Genomic DNA, 18,919 nt, shown 5'->3' with positions numbered 1-18,919 from the left:
CGATCCGCACGGCCCCTCACCGAAATGGGTGATTAATGGGATGTCGTCCTAGATTGCCGTAGTTCTGCGCTCACTCCCTAGAAGAGTGAGATCACATGGACGACCTTGACGGCGACCTTGCCGACGTTCTTGACGATGATCTTGGCGACGACTTCGCCGGCATGGACCGCCGGCTGCTGTCGACGCTGCACGCGTACGGCGCCGATCCGCGGGTGGCCGCCCTCGCACGCGGCCTGTCCCGGGCCGGGGAGCACGGCGCGCTGTGGCTCGCCGCCGGGCTCGCGGGCGCGGCGGTCGACCGGGAACGGCGCCGCGCCTGGCTGCGCGGCACGGCACTCACCGCCGGCGCCCATCTGGCCAGCATGGGGGTGAAGCGGCTCGTGCGCCGCCCGCGCCCCGCACATGTGCGGCCGCTGGTCCGCACCGCCGGACGTCACTCCTTCCCCAGCTCGCACGCCACCTCGGCCGCCGCCGCCGCGGTCGCCTACGGTGCGCTGGGCGCCCCCGTGGTCGCCCCGGTCGCCGCCGCCATGTGCCTGTCCCGGCTGGTCGTCGGCGTGCACTACCCCTCGGACGTCGCCGCGGGCGCGGCCCTGGGTGCCCTGACGGCCCGCCTCGGCGCCCGCTGGATGGGAGCCGACGCGGGCCCGGCTGCCCGCTGGATGGGAGCCGACCATGGCTGAGCGCACGGTACTGCTCACCGACCGCGCCACCACCGGACGCCGTAGCACCTCCCCGGCGCCCGCGCGGCCCGGCGGACTCGTGCGGGGGCTGCTGCGCACCGCCCGCCCTCGGCAGTGGGTCAAGAACGTGCTCGTCGTCGCCGCCCCGGCCGCCGCCGGCCGGCTCTTCTCACGCCACTCCCTCACCCAACTCGCCCTCGTCTTCGTTCTGTTCACGGCCTGCGCGAGCGCCGTCTACCTGATCAACGACGCCCGGGACGCGGCCGCCGACCGCGCCCACCCCGTCAAACGGCACCGTCCGGTCGCCGCCGGACAGGTCCCCGTCCCCGTCGCCTACGCTGTCGGCGGCGTCCTCGCCGTCCTCGCCCCCACCGCCGCCGCCTGGCTCTGCTCGCCCTTCACCTCGGCGCTGCTCACCGCCTACCTCGGCATGCAACTCGCGTACTGCGTCAGCCTCAAGCACGTCCTCGTCGTCGACCTCGTCGTCGTCACGACAGGGTTCGTGATGCGCGCGATGATCGGCGGGCTCGCGCTCGGCATCCCGCTCTCGCGCTGGTTCCTCATCACCACCGGCTTCGGCGCGCTGTTCATGGTCTCGGCGAAGCGGTACTCCGAAGCCGTCCAGATGGCCGGAAAGGCAGGCGCCACACGGGCGTTGCTCACCGAGTACACCACCGGCTACCTGCGCTTCGTGTGGCAACTGGCCGCCGGGGTCTCCGTCCTCGGCTACTGCCTGTGGGCCCTGGAGGAGGGCGGCGTGCCCAGCACCAGCGTGCTGCCGTGGCGGCAGTTGTCGATGGTGGCTTACATTCTGGCCATCCTGCGCTACGCCGTCTTCGCCGACCGGGGCACGGCGGGCGAGCCCGAGGACGTCGTCCTGCGCGACCGTGCGCTCGCCCTCATCGGCCTGGCCTGGCTGGCCATGTACGGTCTCGCGGTGGCCAACTGGTGAGCATCGCCCAACGGCCCCTGGTCCACGAGCTGTTCGGCTTCGCCACCGCCGGACTTCTCGCCTACGCCGCCGATCTCGGCCTCTTCGTCTGGCTGCGCGGGCCCGTCGGGCTCGACCCGATGACCGCCAAGTCGCTCTCCTTCATGGCCGGTTGCTCGGTCGCGTACGCGGGCAACGCACTCGGCACGTACCGCAACGCCCCACGCGGACTGCGCCAGTACGGCGCCTTCTTCGCCGTGAACGTCGCCGGAGCCCTCGTCCAGCTGCTGTGCATCGCCGTCAGCCACTACGGGCTCGGCTTCACCTCGCCGCGCGCGGACACCGTCTCGGGCGCCGGGATCGGCATGGCGCTCGCCACTGTCCTGCGGTTCTGGGGTACCCGGACATGGGTGTTCCGGCGGGAGGGAAGAATCGGATCATGGACTGGCTGAAAAAGCTCCCCGGTATCGGGCCGGTGGTCACCTGGCTGATGACCACGCACGCGTGGCGCTCCTACGAGCGCCTGGACCGGGTCAAGTGGACGCGACTCGCCGCGGCGATGACCTTCATCAGCTTCATCGCGCTCTTCCCGCTGCTCACCGTCGCCGCCGCGATCGCCGCCGCCACGCTCAGCGACCGTCAGCAGACGGACCTCCAGGACAAGATCGCCGACCAGGTCCCCGGCATCTCCGACCAGATGGACATCCACTCGCTGGCCCAGAACGCGGGCACCGTCGGCGTCATCGCGGGCGCCCTGCTGCTGGTCACCGGCATCGGCTGGGTCGGCTCGATGCGGGAGTGCCTGCGCGCGGTGTGGGAGCGCGACGACGAGGAGGGCAACCCCCTCGTGCGCAAGCTCAAGGACGGCGGCGTGCTCGTCGGCCTCGGCGGCGCCGTCCTCGTCACCATCGCCGCGTCGACCGTCGCCTCCGCCATGGTCGGCTGGATCGCCGACCAGCTCGGCATCGAACGGGGCGGCTGGGGCAGCCTCGTGCTGCGGACCGCCGCGTTCCTCGTCGCCGTCCTCGCCGACTTCCTCCTCCTGCTGTACGTCCTCACACTGCTGCCCGGGGTCGAGCCCCCGCGGCGCCGGCTGATCACCGCCGCGCTGATCGGCGCGGTCGGCTTCGAGCTGCTGAAGCTGCTGCTCAGCGGCTATATCCAGGGCGTCGCCTCGAAGAGCATGTACGGCGCCTTCGGCGTGCCCGTCGCGCTACTGCTGTGGATCAACTTCACCTCGAAGCTCGTGCTCTTCTGCGCCGCGTGGACGGCGACGCAGAGCGAGGGGGACGAGGAGCAGGCCGAGGGGGACGAGGAGCAGGCCGAGGGGGACGAGGAGCAGGCCGAGGGGGCTGAGAGCGCCGAGGAGGCGGAGGGGGAGGCCCAGGTCAGCGGCCCGAACGGCGACGCACCAGATCGGGCAGCGGCCAGCGGCGGTTGACCAGGAAGATCCCCGCGGCGAGCAGCACCAGCACGCCGCCCGCGATGCCCAGCGCGACGCCGATGCCGCCCGTCCGCAGCTTCGCGTCCGAGGCCGCGGCCACCGGCTTGCCGGAGGCGGCGCCGTCCGGAGACGCGTTCGCCCCCGCCTGCGCGCTCGGCTCGACGCCCTTCGGCGCGACCAGCTCACCCACCGGCTGGACCTTGTCGGCCGCCTGGAAGCCCCAGTCGAGCAGCTTCGCCGCTTCCTTGTAGACCTCGTTGTGCTCGTCCTTCTCCGGGTTCATCACCGTGACGAGCAGCACCTTGCCGCCGCGCTCCGCGACGCCGGTGAAGGTCGCGCCCGCGTTGGTGGTGTTGCCGTTCTTCACCCCTGCGATGCCCTGGTACGGGGTGATGTCGCTGTCGCCGGCGAGCAGGCGGTTGGTGTTCTGGATCGCGAAGGACTCCCGGGTCTTCTTGCCCTTCTTGTTCTTCTTCGTCTCGCCCGGGAACTTCGCCGTGACCGTGGAGCAGTACTCCCGGAAGTCCTTCTTCTGCAGGCCGGAGCGGGCGAACAGGCTCAGGTCGTACGCCGAGGAGACCTGGCCCTTCTCGTCGTAGCCGTCCGGGCTGACGACATGCGTGTCGAGGGCCTGGAGGTCCTCGGCGTGCTCCTGCATGTCCTTGACCGTCTGGTCGACGCCCTTGTTCATCGCGGACAGGACGTGCACCGCGTCGTTGCCGGAACGAAGGAAGACGCCGAGCCACAGGTCGTGGACCGAGTACGTCTCGTTCTCCTTTATCCCCACCATGCTGGAGCCCGCGCCGACGCCCGCGAGGTCCGACAACGCGACCTTGTGCGTCATCGTCTTCGGGAAGCGGGGCAGCAGTGTGTCGGCGAAGAGCATCTTCAGGGTGCTCGCCGGGGGCAGCCGCCAGTGCGCGTTGTGCGCGGCGAGAACGTCACCCGACTCGGCGTCGGAGACGATCCACGAGCGGGCGGTCAGGTCCTTCGGGAGCACGGGGGCACCACTGCCGAGGTTCGCCTGCGTGCCGGGACGGCCGAGCTGCGCTCCGCCGACGGTCGACATGTTCGGCGGGGGTGTCACCGAAGGAGTCCCCGACGGGTCGGCCGAGGAGGACGGGTCGGCCGAGGAGGTCGTCGACGGGCTGGTCGTGGGACTCGGCGACGTGCTCCCGTCGGCGAACGCGGGCGCCGTCAGCGAGAGGGTCAGCAGTGTGGCGGAGGCGACCAGCAAGGTGCGCTTGGCGGTCTTCTGAGGTGCGGGCACGGTCGGAAACGTACATGCCACAGCGCGTGAAGTCGCGCGGCCCTCCCCACCCCGGCCGCGGCGCCCGGCGAACGGCGGCGATACTGAACGTATGAAGCTCAGCCGCCCCGTCTCCTGGTTCCTGCTCGCCTTCGGGGTGTGGAGCTGGATCATCTGGATCACTTTCGTCAAGAACCTGTGGAAGGACGGCAGCGGGCTCGCGTTCGACGACGCGGGGGACCCGACGGCGTACTTCTGGGTGCATCTGACGCTCGCCGTCGTCTCCTTTGTTCTTGGGACGGTCGTCGGGGGCATCGGGTTGCGCGGAGTTCGCGCCCTGCGCCGCACGTCATAACGGGGGATACGTGATCGTCGTCTTCGTGCTGGTGGGGCTGGTCGTTCTCGGCGTGGTCGCGGGGCTGCACTGGTATGTGTGGCGGCGGCTCGTGCGGGACACGACGCGGGGGGCGGGGGTTGCCCGGCGCGTCGGTACCGGGGTGATCGTCGCCGGGCCCGTGCTGATGGTCGGCGCGCTGGTCGCCGAGCGGGGTGGGGCGCCGCTCTGGGTGCAGCAGGTGGTCGGCTGGCCCGGGTTCCTGTGGATGGCGCTCGCGATCTACCTGCTGCTGGGGGTTCTCGCCGGAGAGCTTGTGCGGCCCGTCGTTCGGCGCCTGCTCGGACATCGGTCGGGGCCGGGCCGGAGCATCCGTCCTCGGTCCGGCGCGGAATCGGTCGTGTTTCAGGCGGAGGGCGTTGACGCGCCATCCGCTGCGGGCGGACGTTCCGGCCCGCCCCCTGCGGTCCGTACGCGGCCGCCGGTGAGTGGGGGCGAGGAGTCCAAAGAGGAGTCCAACGGGGATCCCAGTCGGCGGCTCTTCGTCTCGCGCGTGGTGGGTGGTGCGGTCGCTGCCGGTGCGGTGGGGACGGTCGGATACGGGGCGTACGGCGTCCTGCGCGGGCCCAGGATCAAGCGGGTAACCGTTCCGCTGGCCAAGCTGCCGCGTTCTGCTCATGGGTTCCGGATCGCCGTGGTGAGCGACATCCACCTGGGGCCGGTGCTCGGGCGGGGCTTCGCCCAGAAGGTCGTCGACACGATCAACTCGACGCAGCCCGACCTGATCGCGGTGGTGGGGGATCTGGTCGACGGCAGCGTCAAGGACCTCGGGCCTGCTGCTGCTCCGCTTGCGCAGCTCCGGGCCCGGCACGGCTCGTTCTTCGTGACGGGGAATCACGAGTACTTCTCCGGGGCCGCCCAATGGGTCGAGGAAGTACGGGAGTTGGGGATCCACCCCCTGGAGAACGCCCGGGTGGAGGTGGACGGCTTCGACCTCGCCGGCGTCAACGACCTGCAGGGAGAGAGCGAGGGTCAGGGCCCCGACTTCGGCGCGGCGCTGGGCGATCGCGACCGGACAAGGGCGTGCGTACTCCTCGCCCACCAGCCGGTACAGATCCACGACGCCGTACGACACGGAGTCGACCTCCAGCTGTCCGGACACACCCACGGCGGCCAGCTGTGGCCGGGCAACCTTGTGGCCGAGCTCGCCAATCCGACGGTTGCGGGACTGGAGCGTTACGGCGACACGCAGTTGTACGTGTCCCGGGGCGCGGGGGCCTGGGGGCCGCCGGTGCGGGTGGGGGCGCCGTCGGACATCACTGTGGTGGAGCTGGCGTCGCTGCGGGCGTGAGCGGATTCCGCTGATGTGTTCTGGCACACAGACTCGCTGGATGGCTCGATGTCGGCTCATTGCCGTGCAGTAAAGGGGGGGTAGGGCCCTTGAGTAGCCCTGCCCGGAGACCGAAGTGAACTCCTTGATTGGCTGAAACCGAGCCCCTCGTGCTCACGTGACTGCGTCGAGTAGCAAGCGCTCACCTTCACGCGCTGAACAGCTCTTAAGCGCTCCACGACGGGGAGCACCTGAGTGACTGCAGCGCCAAGAGGGGTCATCGCGCCTGGTGATGTTTCCTTGACGGAGGGTGAGAGTGGGAGGTTGAATCCTGGTCACATTTGAAGATCTTGTGACTCTGGGGGCGGGGTTCTGTGTCGGTGGGCTGGGGTGGGCGCGGCATGGTGGGTCGTCGGAGACGCGGGCGGCGCAGGTCGTCCGGTGTTGCGGCGGCTGCGTTTGCCGTGCTGGCTGCGACGTTGACGGTACCGGGGACGGAGGCGTACGCCGCGGGGGCGGAGCCGGATCCTGCGTCTGTGTCCGAGGGGCAGCAGGCTCTGACGGAGGCCCAGCAGTCGGGCCGGCGGGTAGAGGTGACCGGGGAGCGTTCTGAGCGGACGACGGTGTACGCCAACCCCGACGGGTACACCTTCACCCTGGAGGAATCGGTCGTGCCGGTGCGCGTCGCCAAGCAGGGCGGTGGGTGGCAGGCGCCGAACGCGACCTTGGAGAAACGTTCCGACGGATCGGTGGGGCCCAAGGCGGCTGCCGTGGGGATGGCGTTCTCGGGAGGTGGCGATGAGGTTCCCCTGGCCCGGATCGCCGATCACGGGATGTCGCTGGAGCTCGGGTGGCCAGGCACGCTGCCGGCTCCCGAGCTGGACGGGACCAGCGCTGTGTACGCCGACGTACTGCCGGGCGTCGACCTGAGAGTGACCGCGACACCCGAGAGCTTCCAGCCTGTGTTCGTGGTCAAGACGCCCGAGGCCGCGGCAAGCGACAAGTTGAAGAAGCTCACATTCGATCTCAAGTCCGAGGGTCTGAAGGTTCGTGAGGGAGCAGCTGGGAATCTCGCGGCCGTCGACGACAGCGGCCGTACGGTGTTCAAGACGCCGCCTGCGCAAATGTGGGACTCGGCCGGCCAGGCCGGAACGCAGGCGCAGTTGATGAAGACGACGTTGGCCGCCGATGGGTCGGAGGTGCCGTCCGATCCGGCGGAGTCGGCGCCGTCCGGCTCGGGACTGGAACCCGGCCAGGGCGACACCGTGGCCCGCATGGACGTGGAAGTCGCCAAGAACTCGCTGTCGGTGGTGCCGGACGCGGAGTTGCTCACCAAGACCGATGCTTCAGCGTTCCCCCTGTTCATCGACCCGACGGTGACATGGGGCGAGTCGGAACGCACCCTGCTGCGCAGCGACGGCTACGAGTCGTACGGCTGGGGCAACGGGGACGACGATCAAGGCAAGGGCGCGGGCAAGTGCGGCACGTGGAACGGCTATCCCTGCGGACCCGGCTATGTGCAGAAGCTGTATTTCGAGTTCTCGCCGGCCAGCCTGAAGGGCAAGAAGGTCCTGGACACCACGTTCCGGGTGACCGAGCCGTGGGCTTTTCAATGTGATCCCAGGTTGGTTGACCTGGTTCGTACAGACAACATCTCCGACTCCACCATCTGGTCGAGGCGTCCGAAGGAACTGGACTTGATGGTGGACCAGAACGTGTCGGCGGGGCGCGGGTCGCTGTGCGATCCGGATTCGCCGGACGCACCTCTCGAGTTCAACGACAACCCGGGCGAGTCGAACGAGAACCTGACTCCGACGGTGCGGGACTTCGCCGCGGGCAAGTTCTCCCGGCTCACGCTGGAGGTCCGGGCCCACGACGAATCGGACACGTCGGCGTGGAAGCGCTTCAAGAACGATGCTGTGCTTGCGGTGGACTTCGTCGGGCTGCCTGACAAGCCGACTGGCGTCGGGCTGAACGTCGACAACAAACCGGCCTGCGACAGCCATTCATCGGATCCGCTGGTGGTGTCCGACCCGTCGCCATCGCTGATGGCGACGGCGCAGACGAAGCCCGGCGGGGAGAAGGATGCGCAGTTGAGGGTGGCTGTCGACGTCGATCAGCAGAAGGGTGACGGTACTTGGGCGGACACTTCGGAAGGCAATGGCGATGTAGTGCCCTCCAATGGCTACGTGGGGGACGGATCCAAGGTTTCGCTTTCCTGGTCGGCGCTCACCGAGGGCACCCTCTACCGCTATCGGGCCTGGGTGCGCTCGTACTACGACGGAGGTAGGAGCTACCTGGCGGGGCCGTCGAATGCGTCGACGACCGGTTGGTGCTATTTCAAGGTCGATCCGACAGCGCCCCATCCGCCGAAGGTGACCATTGGTTCCCCGTACACAGAGTGCACGACCAACGACTGTGTGGCCGGGGGCGGTCCCGGGCAGAAGGCAATCTTCACGTTCAAAGCTGCTGAAGGCGACACGAACAATGCCGCTTACGAGTACAGCCTGAATTCGGGATCCTGGCTGAATACGTTGAAGGCGTGCTCGGGGGGAATTTCCGTCCTTGCCTGTCAACTCCTCGATGAGAGCAGCCCGTACGTCATTGGTTGGCGGGCCGTCATTACCCCTGATCACGGAGGCACCTACCATCTCGCCGTCCGTGCCAGGGACGACGTCGGCTCAGGCCGTCCTGGTGCCCGGCGCTACGTGGACTTCGCCGTTCACGACGGTGCCAGCCCTGTGGCCCGCTGGCACTTCTCCGAATCCGACGGTGCCGCGATCGACTCCGCAGCAGCCGCTGGTACGACAGGGCACGACGCCACGCTGGCCGGCGACGCCATCCGTGACAAGCGGGGCCGTCGTGGCCGTATGACCCAGGATGCGCAGGGCCAGCCGCTGGATACGCCGGTCGTCGACACGGGGCTCGCACTCAACGGCACGACCGCGTACGCGGCGACCGCCGATCAGGTGCTCGACACCTCAGCCTCCTACACGGTCTCTGCGTGGGTGCGTGTTGACGCCAGCGCGGCGCACACGCTCACGGTACTGAGCCAGTCACCGGACACCGCCAGCCCCTTCGCGAAGAAATACAGTCCGTTCCTGCTGTCGTACGGAGGTGGAGGGGACAACACCTGGAGCATGCGCGTGCTGGCCGATGACGGAACGTTCCGTGAGGCCAAGGCCAAGACGGCAACTCCACGCAGTGTGTGGACTCATGTGGTCGGGGTGCACGACGCGGACACGAAGAAGATCAGCCTCTACCTCAACGGGAAGTTGCAGACCACGGTGGACGCCGGGACCGCGTGGAAGGCGACCGGTCCGCTGCAGATCGGCCGGGGGATGTATGCCGACGCCTACACCGACTACCTGCAGGGTTCCGCAGACGAAGTGGCCGTGTGGCAGCGGGCCCTGGCACCCGCGGAGATTTCCGAGGAGGCCCGTCTGGCCGTCTCGAAGGATTACGCGGGGGCGGAACTGGTCGCGGACTGGTCGGGCGAGGGGGGCAACGGCACCACCATCGCGGACACTGTCTCGGGTTACGGCAAGTCGCTGACGCTGACGGGCGGAGCGTCGGTGGACGGTGAGGCGATCGTGCTGGACGGGGTGGACGACGCGGCCACAGCCACCGGGCCGTTGGTGGATGACACCGGGTCATTCACCGCGACCACCCTGGCAACTCTGGACGGGGACAAGCTCGCGGGCAAGGACGTCGGGTACACCGGGCAGGTGCTGGGACAGCGGACAGCGGACGGGTCTGCCTGGGGGTTCTGGTATCACCTGACGGGCAAGCAGACCATCACGGACCCGGACACCTTCGAGGAAAAGACCGTACCCGTCGGGTTCTGGCGCTTCGGGCGGCTCAACGCCGATGGCACGTTCAGCGCCGTCTCCTCGGACGAGAGCGCCCTGCTGGATGGCATGGTCCGGCTGACCGGCGTGTTCGACGCGCAGGAAGGCACGATCAGCCTCTACCTGGGACACACGCAGAACGACGATGCCAAGGCGTTCAACGCGAAGGTGGGCTCGGGCGACTTCGCGGTCGGCAAGGGCTTCACCGGCGGTGCCTGGCAGCGCTATCTGCCGGGTCGGGTCGCGGAGGTGCGCATTTGGGCCGGCGCAATGGCCGGTTCGGAACAGGTCGACACGACCGTGGGTGACTGACTCACCGGTAGTGGGCGCGGGCGGCTTGCGACGAGGCTGCCCGCGCCGCACCGGATGCGGCCCTGCGCGACCGCGCACATGACTTGCTGAACTTCTCTCTTCTGGACCGGGTGGGGCGGAAACAATGGCTTTTGGCATAGGCACCTCAAGAAGACGCCGTGGGGGCCGTCGTGTCGCATGGCACCGGAACGGGCGGCTGCTGGCACAGTCGCTGGCTCTGGCGTTGGTGGTGCCCCTGGGCTTGGCCCAGGTGGCCGAGGCTCAGTTGGGTGGCGGTCTGGGGCGGCCCGACCTGCCGAAGCAGCGGGTGAGCAAGGTCAAGGTCTACGACGGGCCGGGTGCGAAGAAGGCTCGGGCCGAGGTCGCCAAGGATCGGAAGGCCAACGCCGCGCAGGCCACACGTGCCGCGGCGCAGCAGAAGGCAGTCTGGCCCAAGGCGGGCGACGCAATGGTGAAGGTGAGCAGCGGCAAGGCGGGTACGGCCTCGCCCGCGGGTGTCCCCGTGGCGGTGAGCCCGTCGCCCGCGAAGCAGGCAGTGGCGGAGGGGAGCCAGGCTCGTATCACGGTTCTGGACCAGAAGGCGGCCCGGAAGGCGGGCATCACGGGCGTCCTGCTGACCGCCGAGGCGGAGAAGACAGGCACCGCCGAAGTGAGCGTCGCCTACGGCGGCTTCGCCTCGGCCGTGGGTGGCGGCTGGTCCCAGCGACTGAGTCTGGTGCAGCTGCCCGCTTGCGTGCTGACGACGCCGCAGAAGGCGGAATGCCGCAAGCAGACACCGCTGACGTCGGACAACGACATCGTCCACCAGTCCGTCTCGGCGAAGGTGCAACTGCCCGAGGCGCACGACGGCATGTCCTCGCAGCTGGTGGGCACTGATACCAGCGCCTCCACCGGGGCGACCGTCCTCGCGGTCACCGCGGCGGCCACCGGCTCCGGACAGTCCCCGGCGGGCACTGGCAACTACTCCGCGACACCGCTCTCGGCGTCCTCGGCCTGGCAGGCGGGCGGCAGCTCGGGCGCCTTCACCTGGTCGTACGGCTTCACCATGCCGCCTGCTGCGGCAGGCCCCTCGCCGTCGCTCTCCCTGTCGTACGACTCGGGCAGCGTCGACGGCCGTACCGCGACCACCAACAACCAGGGCACCTCGGTCGGTGAGGGCTTCACGCTCACGGAGTCCTACGTCGAGCGCTCCTATGGCTCCTGCGACGACGACGGCCACAAGGACGTCTTCGACGAATGCTGGAAGTACGACAACGCCCGCCTGGTCCTGAACGGTAAGTCGACTCGACTGGTCAAGGACAAGGACAGCGGCGCGTGGCGGCTTGAGGACGACGACGCGTCGACGGTGACGCGATCCACGGACGCGACCAACGGCGACGACGACGGCGAGTACTGGACCGTCACCACCGGCGACGGCACCAAGTACGTCTTCGGCCTGAACAAGTTGGACGGCGCGGACACTCAGCGCACCAACTCCACTTGGACTGTGCCGGTGTTCGGCGACGACTCCGGTGAGCCGGGCTACTCGAAGGGCGACGTCTTCGCCGACCGATCGCTCACCCAGGCCTGGCGCTGGAACCTCGACTACGTCGAAGACACCCACGGCAACGCCGAAACTTATTGGTACACGAAGGATTCCAATTACTACAAGAAGAACAAGGCCACCACGGCCAGCACGTCCTACACCCGCGGCGGATATCTCACCCGCATCGAGTACGGCCTGCGCAAGGGCGCCCTGTTCACCGACAAGGCCGACGCGAAGGTGACCTTCACCCACGCGGAGCGCTGCACGGCATCCGATTGCTCCAGCCTGACCAAGGACACCGCCGACAACTGGCCCGACGTGCCGTTCGACGCGATCTGCTCCAAGGGCGACACTGACTGCAACGCAGCGGGACCCTCGTTCTTCAGTCGTAAGATGCTGACCGGCATCAGCACCTCATCCTGGAACGTCACCACCAGTGCCTACGACCCGGTGGATTCCTGGTCGCTGACCCAGCAGTACCTCGACGGCGGCGACATCGGCGACAGTTCCGACCAGGTGCTGACCCTCAAGTCACTCAAGCGGACCGGCAAAGCGGGTGACGCGGACATCGGGGTGAACCCGATCTCGTTCACGTACCAGATGCGCCCCAACCGGGTCGACGCCACAGACAACATCCTGCCGCTGACCCGCCCCCGCATCTCGACCGTCACCTCCGAGACCGGGGCGATCACCACGGTGACGCTGTCGTCGCCGGAGTGCGTGCGCAGCGAGGTGCTGGGGGCAGCGCAGGACACCAACACGCGCTCCTGCTATCCCCAGTTCTGGCACATCAACGGCGCCGAGAACGCTTCGGTGGATTGGTTCCAGAAGTACCGGGTGCTGGCCGTGGTCGTCTCGGACCCGACCGCGAACAACGACGCCGTCGAGTCCGCCTACTCCTACAGCGGCGCGGCCTGGCACTACGCTGACGAACCGTTCACGCCCAAGGACGAGCGCACCTGGTCGGACTGGCGCGGCTACCACCAGGTCACGGTCCAGACCGGCGCGACCAGCGTCACCCGTTCCAAAACGGTCTCGCTCTACCTGCAAGGCATGGACGGCGACAAGAACAAGGACGGCACCACCAAGTCCGTCTCCCTCCCCCCGCTGTCGGCCCCCGACCTCGGCGTCGCCTCGCTGACGGACAGCGACGAGTACGCAGGGCAACTGCGTGAACAGGTCACCTACGACGGATCCACAGCGATCTCGGCGACGGCGAACGACCCGTGGTCGAAGGAGACCGCGCGGCAGACCCCGCCCGACGCCGGTGATCACGTGGCCCGCTATGTGCGCACCAAAACGAACAGGACGTACACCTACCTGACCGTGCCGAAGACTTGGCGCACCCGCTCCATCTCCACGACCTTCGACGACTACGGCATGCCCGCCACAGTCAGCGACTCCGGCGAGCTGGGCGTGAGCGGCGACGAGACCTGCACTCGCACCTGGTACGCCCGCAACGACGACGTCGGGATCACCGGTCTGACCTCGCGCGCCCGTACCGTCGGCCGGGTCTGCTCGATCGCGGACACGAGCCTGAGCCTCCCGACGACCACGGCCACTCGCGGCGACGTTCTATCGGACACCGCAACTGTCTACGACACGTCCGGCGCGACCAGTTGGCTGGCCACCCAGAAGCCCACCAAGGGCGAGGCGACCTGGACCGGACGTGCCACCGGCTACACCGCCACCGCCGACTCGAACGGCGAGCGCACGCCCACGGGCTGGCAGACCGTCGCAACGAGTACGTATGACGGCCTCGGCCGCCCGCTGAGCGTCACCGACGTGGCGAGCCACACCACCTCGACCGCCTACACCCCGGCCGACGAAGGCCCGCTGACCAAGACGATCACCACCGACCCCAAGGGCAACCGCTCTGCCGCGTACTACGACCCGCGCCGCGGTCAGACGCTGCGCAGCTACGACATCAACCTGAAGAAGACCGAGCAGAACTACGACGCGCTCGGTCGCCTGACTGATGTGTGGCTGCCCAACCGAATCCGCGGCAGCCAGGCCCCCAACACCACGTACGCGTACCACCTCGACTCCTCCAAGCCCTCCTGGGTGTCCAGCTCGACGCTGAAGAAAGACGGCGACACCTACAACACGAGCTACACCCTCTACGACTCCCTCCTGCGTCCTCTGCAGACCCAGTCGCCGACCCCGCAGGGCGGCCGACTGCTGACCGACACCCGCTACGACACCCGCGGACTGGCCTACGAGTCGTACGCCGACATCTTCGACACCACCAGCACCCCCAACGGCAGCTACACCCGCGCCGAATACGGCGAGGCTCCCACCCAGACCGAGACGGACTTCGACGGAGCCGGCCGGCCCACCACCAACACCCTGAACGTCTACGGGGTCAAGAAGTGGTCCACGACCATCAGCTACACCGGTGACTCCACAGCCACCACAGCCCTCCAGGGTGGCTCCGCGCAGCGCACCATCACCGACATACGGGGACGGACGACGGAGTCCCGTGAGTACGCGGCAGAGAGCCCGGCCGATGCCGAGTTCGGCACCAGCCCCGGCGCCTCCTACACATCCACGAAGTTCACCTACGCCCAGGACGACCAACAGAAGTCGGTCGCTGGTCCGGATGACGCCAAGTGGACGTACACCTACGACCTGTTCGGCCGCCAGACCAGCACCACCGACCCGGACAAGGGCACGACGACCACCGCGTACAACACCCTCGACCAGGTCATCAAGTCCACCGACTCGCGCGGCAAGTCACTCCTGACGGCGTATGACGAGCTGGGCCGAGGCACAGGCACCTGGAGTGGATCCAAGACCGACGCCAACCAACTCACCGCTGCCAACTACGACACGCTGCTCAAGGGCCTGCCCACATCCTCCACCCGGTACGTGGGTGGCAAGACGGGTCAGGCGTACACGCAGACCGTCACGGCATACGACAGCCTCGACCGGGCCACCGGCACCCAGCTCGAACTGCCCGCCGACGACCCGCTCGTGAAGGCGGGCGCCCCGTCCACGTTGGCGTACGAGAGCTACTACAACGTCGACGGGAGCCTGCAGTACAGCAAGGAACCGGCGATGGGCGGCCTGCCTTCGGAGATCATCAACTTCAAGTACGACGGACTAGGTGACCTCACCGAGATCGGCGGCTCGACCGGCTACCTCGACGACGTCGACTACTCCGCCCTGGGCCAGCCCGAGCAACTGACGCTGGGCACCGGCGGCACAGAGAACAAGTCCCTCTACGTCACCAACACATATGAGGAGGGCACTGGACGCCTCACCCGCAGCCATGTCACGGACCAGACCCACCCGTACATGCTGCAAGACCTCAACTACGCCCACGACCAGGCCGGAAACGTCACCTCGATCAGTGACCCGACCACGCTCGGCGGCACCAGCTCGGCAGATACCCAGTGCTTCGCTTACGACGGCCATCAGCGCCTCACCGAGGCATGGACGCCGTCCTCGCAGAAGTGCTCGGACGCACGCAGCGCTTCCAGCTTGTCGGGCCCGGCCCCGTACTGGACCAGCTACACCTACAACGACGCCGGACAGCGCACCAGCGAGACGGCCCACGCGAGCAGCGGTAACACCAAGACGACCTACTGCTACACCGCTACCGCCCAGCCGCACACCATGACCGGCACCAGCACCAAGGCCGACTGCACCAGCCCGGACCGCGCCTACAGCTACGACACCACAGGCAACACCAAGACGCGCCCCGGCCAAGCGGCGGGTGCCACGCAGAACCTGACCTGGTCCGACGAGGGCAAGCTCAGCAAGCTCACGGAGAACGGCACCTCCACCGACTATCTCTACGGAGCCGACGGCAATCTGCTGATCCGCGCCGCGGCGAAAGGCGAACGGGTCCTGTACGCAGGCGCTACCGAACTCCACCTTCGCGCCGACGGCACCACCTGGGCTCAGCGCTCCTACGCCTCCGGCGGCACGACGGTCGCCATGCGCTCCAACGAGTCCGGCAGCAACAAGCTCACCTACCTGGCCGGCGACCAACATGGGACCTCCAGCCTCGCCATCGCCCCCGACACCACCCAGGCGTTCACCAAGCGCTACACCACCCCGTTCGGCGCCGACCGAGGCACACCCGCCTACGGCCCCTGGCCCAACGACAAGGGATTCCTCGGCAAAACCCGCGACGCCACCACTGGCCTCACCCACATCGGCGCCCGCGAATACGACCCGGGTATCGGCCAGTTCCTCAGCGTCGACCCGATCCTCGACGCGGCCGACGCCCAAAGCCTCAACGGCTACGCGTACGCGGGTAATAACCCGGCGACCGAATCCGACCCCACCGGGCTGATCGGGATGAGACCGGACGGCACGCAGTGCGACGGCAATAAGTGCAAGATCACCCCTGGTGATGGCGGAGGTGGAACTTCTGGCCCTGCCAGCGGAGGCGACAGCGGAACGGCGAAAACCGGCAGCGGGACATCCAAGAACGGCCAGCCCGTGGTCGACAAGATAGAGATCCCCACCAGGAAACAACTCGTAGGCATGGGTCTTGCGGGCGGTTACGCCAATACCACCTACAGTCAGATGCTTTCAAAGTGGGCTGAGAGGAAGTGCTACCAGCACGGCTCCAACCTCAATGCATTCTGTGACACGGCGGGACGAGCTGGACTGCTGCGAGGGAATGAGAATGACCCTTGGGGTATCAAAGCCACCTACCACTGCCTCACCGGACGTGGCGACTGCGGCGAGGCGTTGGTCGAGGACATCATCACTGTGGGGACCCTCGCCTGGGGCTCCATCGGCGAGGGGCTCTTGGCGCGAGGCGCTTCAAAGGCGGTCGCGGGCGAGGCTGGGGAAAGCGCCGTGGCACGGCTGCTCAAAGCGGGCTGCAGCTTCTCGCCCGCCACGCCCGTCCTGCTGAAGAACGGGAAGAGCAAACCGATCGCCAAGGTGAAACCCGGCGACAATGTGGCGGCGGGCGACCCTGACACCGGCAAACGCAAGGGCTCAAGGACGGTTACGGCCCGCCTTGTCCACCACGACGACGACCTCGTCGACGTGACCATCCGCATCGATGACGGCCACACCGCAACGCTCCACTCCACGTCCCGTCACCCCTTCTGGGATGACACCACCCACTCCTGGGAGCCGGCTGCCGGGCTCCGCCCCGGCCACGTCCTCAACACTGCTACCGACAAGCACGTGCAGATCGTCGATGTCAACTCCCGCCCCGGCGAAGCCGACATGTACAACCTGACCGTCGTCGATCTACACACGTACTATGTGCTGGCGGGCGAGACTGCGGTCCTGGTTCACAACTCCGGTGGTTGTATTCCGTGGTCAAGTGGAAGCGTTTCTAGAGCGTCTAAATCCTTGGCTGATGGCGCGACGAGCGTCACGGTGAAGAGTCGTTCAGAAGCAGAAGAGCTTTTCCTTCGGACGTATCAAGGAGACGGCTACAGAAACGCGTCTGGAATGGATGGCGTTGGAACGAAACAATACTACGGAACTAAGCGCGGAACGTATCACTGGGATGACCAACTCGGGGAGGACGGTCGAGTCCTTGGACATGGCGCCGGAAACCGCGATGGGGATCTTCCGCACCTTCAAGTCCACACCTTTGACGGTCCGATCGTTCGAATCTTCTGGGAGCCCTAAAATGCAGATTCAGGCGGTGAACAGGCTTCTCATGTCAAAATCAGAGGTCGCTGCCCGCAGGACGTCTAGTTCCGCAGAGAGCGAGTCTTGGATCTGGGTTATCCCACTCCGATCCGGGGAATTCAGAGTTCGGGCATTTGAAGTTCTTCGCGATCTATTGACCGACGACAACGACATCTATGATGGGAATATGTCCATCGTTCATGACGAGATCGTCTCGTCGATTGACGATGTTGACGAGTCGGTCATCCGGGCGGGTGTTGATCCCGAAGAGCTGGATGTGCCGTGGAAATGTGAATTTCCGCTTTAGCTGACTCGTGAGATTCTGCAGCCCCGTGGAGCGGACCTGATGAGAGGATTTCATCAGGGCCGCTCCACGGGGCTGCTGTGGTGCTTGACGTCAACGCTGACGGCAACGCCAGCGAGCTCCTGGAGGGGATTAATAACCCTGGAGAGGGAGACGGAATCCTCGTTTCGCGCGACGGAAGAATCCTTGGAGGGCAAAGGAGGATCGCGGACGGGCGTATCGACCCGGATGCGGAAATACGCATCGATGTATACGATTCGGAGTGATTTCTAATGCCTCTGATTCATTCGACCGACCCTGACTTTCGCGTATGTCAGATCGACTTCGAAACGCTGTTGGCGATTCAGATGGAAGCGGAGGAGCGATCCTTGGCGGCCCGGTGGTCCTCAGTGGACGCTCTCCGCAGTCAGGTCAGGGACGGCGCTGTCGTCCTCCAGTCGTTGATGCGAGAGGAGCGAGGGGGCGCCGTACGGGCATACAGGTGCCTCGTGTTGTTCTCGTCTGCAGAGGGCGAGGAATCCGGTGGAATCGCTACGGTCGACCTGGATCCGGAAAGGTTCGAATCATTGGAGCGACTTGATCGCGACTCGGATGTCCGGAAGGCGCTTGTCCGAATGTTCTCCATTGCGGCAAGTGGTATTTCGATGGTCTCGAAGAAGTGACAGGCCCTGTGGATTTCCATGCTTGAGTGTCTTCAGTACGATGCTGGGCTACCCAATTCATGAGCGTTCAGGGAATTGTGATTCCAACCTGAGTCTCATTTCTGAAGGCTCTCTGAATTGAAGCGTTCGAAGCGTGGAGATTCTCCTCTGTCGCCCGAACGCCTCTGGGGCCCGCTGATCTTCAGCGGGCCCCAGAGGCGTCTTGACGGCAACGGTGACGGCAACGTCAGTGGAACGGCTACGGCGGGTGGGTCGTCGGGGGTGTCGGTCGGGTTGAGGGGCGTTGCCGAGGGTGTCGATGGCCTGGCCTTGGAGGCGGAGGCCTACGTAGACGCCGGCGGTAACGCCGATGTGGGCGTGGCGGCGGAGTTCCTTGATGAGCGTCAGCGGCCACGAGCGCGTTGATTCCCGGGCCGAGTGGCGTCGTGGGAGAGAGTGACGGGGCCGGAGCAAGTTAAGGGGTTCGGCCCTGGTCAGGGCGTGGTGCGGAGGGGCCCCGAGCGTATGGCGTTCAGGAGATGGGTGAGGGGGATGGGGGTAGTGGTGAGTTGTATGGCGGGGGCGTCGCTTTCGCGGAGGTGGAGGGTGGTGGGGGCTGCCGCCAGTTCGACGCAGGTGTTGCCGTCACCGCCGTCGGAGAAGGTGGACTTCTGCCAGTACAAGGCCTGGGTCATG

General features: G+C 67.1%; 12 protein-coding genes. 10 read left to right on the top strand and 2 right to left on the bottom strand.

Annotated elements, in window-relative coordinates:
- Window positions 1–95 precede the first annotated feature (95 nt).
- From ACN6LB_RS19055 to ACN6LB_RS19040, 4 genes are read left to right on the top strand one after another with little or no spacing between them, the layout of a single operon-like run.
- Window positions 96–683, top strand: a complete 588-nt coding sequence (locus tag ACN6LB_RS19055; RefSeq protein ID WP_445026959.1) for a phosphatase PAP2 family protein — start codon at window positions 96–98, stop codon at window positions 681–683.
- Window positions 676–1,635 (top strand): decaprenyl-phosphate phosphoribosyltransferase, encoded by a 960-nt coding sequence (locus ACN6LB_RS19050; RefSeq protein WP_445026958.1) that lies wholly within the window; start codon window positions 676–678, stop codon window positions 1,633–1,635. Before ACN6LB_RS19055 ends, ACN6LB_RS19050 begins: the two co-directional genes overlap by 8 nt.
- Complete coding sequence (locus ACN6LB_RS19045; RefSeq protein ID WP_445026957.1) at window positions 1,632–2,066, top strand: GtrA family protein; 435 nt, start codon at window positions 1,632–1,634, stop codon at window positions 2,064–2,066. The genes ACN6LB_RS19050 and ACN6LB_RS19045 overlap by 4 nt, the downstream gene beginning before the upstream one ends.
- A complete protein-coding gene (locus ACN6LB_RS19040) occupies window positions 2,054–3,055 on the top strand; it encodes a YihY/virulence factor BrkB family protein (protein WP_445026956.1) in 1,002 nt (333 codons plus the stop codon). The genes ACN6LB_RS19045 and ACN6LB_RS19040 overlap by 13 nt, the downstream gene beginning before the upstream one ends.
- Here the strand turns inward: ACN6LB_RS19040 and ACN6LB_RS19035 are convergent.
- Window positions 3,003–4,328 carry a D-alanyl-D-alanine carboxypeptidase gene (locus ACN6LB_RS19035; protein ID WP_445026955.1) on the bottom strand — a complete coding sequence of 442 codons (1,326 nt, stop codon included), beginning with the start codon at window positions 4,326–4,328 and terminating at the stop codon, window positions 3,003–3,005. The two genes, ACN6LB_RS19040 and ACN6LB_RS19035, sit on opposite strands and share 53 nt — an antisense overlap.
- A 91-nt stretch (window positions 4,329–4,419) precedes the next feature.
- Between ACN6LB_RS19035 and ACN6LB_RS19030 the strand changes: the two genes are divergently transcribed.
- From ACN6LB_RS19030 to ACN6LB_RS19005, 6 genes are all read left to right on the top strand, one after another.
- Complete coding sequence (locus tag ACN6LB_RS19030; protein ID WP_356131773.1) at window positions 4,420–4,662, top strand: SCO4848 family membrane protein; 243 nt, start codon at window positions 4,420–4,422, stop codon at window positions 4,660–4,662.
- 10 nt (window positions 4,663–4,672) lie between these two features.
- Window positions 4,673–5,992 (top strand): metallophosphoesterase, encoded by a 1,320-nt coding sequence (locus ACN6LB_RS19025; RefSeq protein ID WP_445026954.1) that lies wholly within the window; start codon window positions 4,673–4,675, stop codon window positions 5,990–5,992.
- Between the two features lie 380 nt (window positions 5,993–6,372).
- Window positions 6,373–10,134, top strand: coding sequence for a LamG domain-containing protein (locus ACN6LB_RS19020; RefSeq protein WP_445026953.1), 3,762 nt, complete (start codon window positions 6,373–6,375; stop codon window positions 10,132–10,134).
- 124 nt (window positions 10,135–10,258) lie between these two features.
- Window positions 10,259–17,275 (top strand): RHS repeat-associated core domain-containing protein, encoded by a 7,017-nt coding sequence (locus ACN6LB_RS19015; protein WP_445026952.1) that lies wholly within the window; start codon window positions 10,259–10,261, stop codon window positions 17,273–17,275.
- Window position 17,276: 1 nt separating this feature from the next.
- Window positions 17,277–17,585: a hypothetical protein gene (locus ACN6LB_RS19010; protein WP_445026951.1), complete on the top strand. Its 309-nt coding sequence runs from the start codon at window positions 17,277–17,279 to the stop codon at window positions 17,583–17,585.
- A gap of 80 nt (window positions 17,586–17,665) precedes the next feature.
- Window positions 17,666–17,848 carry a hypothetical protein gene (locus ACN6LB_RS19005; RefSeq protein ID WP_445026950.1) on the top strand — a complete coding sequence of 61 codons (183 nt, stop codon included), beginning with the start codon at window positions 17,666–17,668 and terminating at the stop codon, window positions 17,846–17,848.
- Window positions 17,849–18,717: 869 nt separating this feature from the next.
- Here ACN6LB_RS19005 and ACN6LB_RS19000 read toward each other — a convergent pair.
- On the bottom strand, window positions 18,718–18,918 hold the full coding sequence (locus ACN6LB_RS19000; RefSeq protein WP_445026949.1) for a DUF397 domain-containing protein: 201 nt from the start codon (window positions 18,916–18,918) through the stop codon (window positions 18,718–18,720).
- Window position 18,919: the final 1 nt, after the last annotated feature.

Source organism: Streptomyces sp. SAS_270 (genome assembly GCF_052543295.1).
Note: the sequence above shows the minus strand (reverse complement) of the source record. Positions and strands in the feature narration are given on the sequence as shown.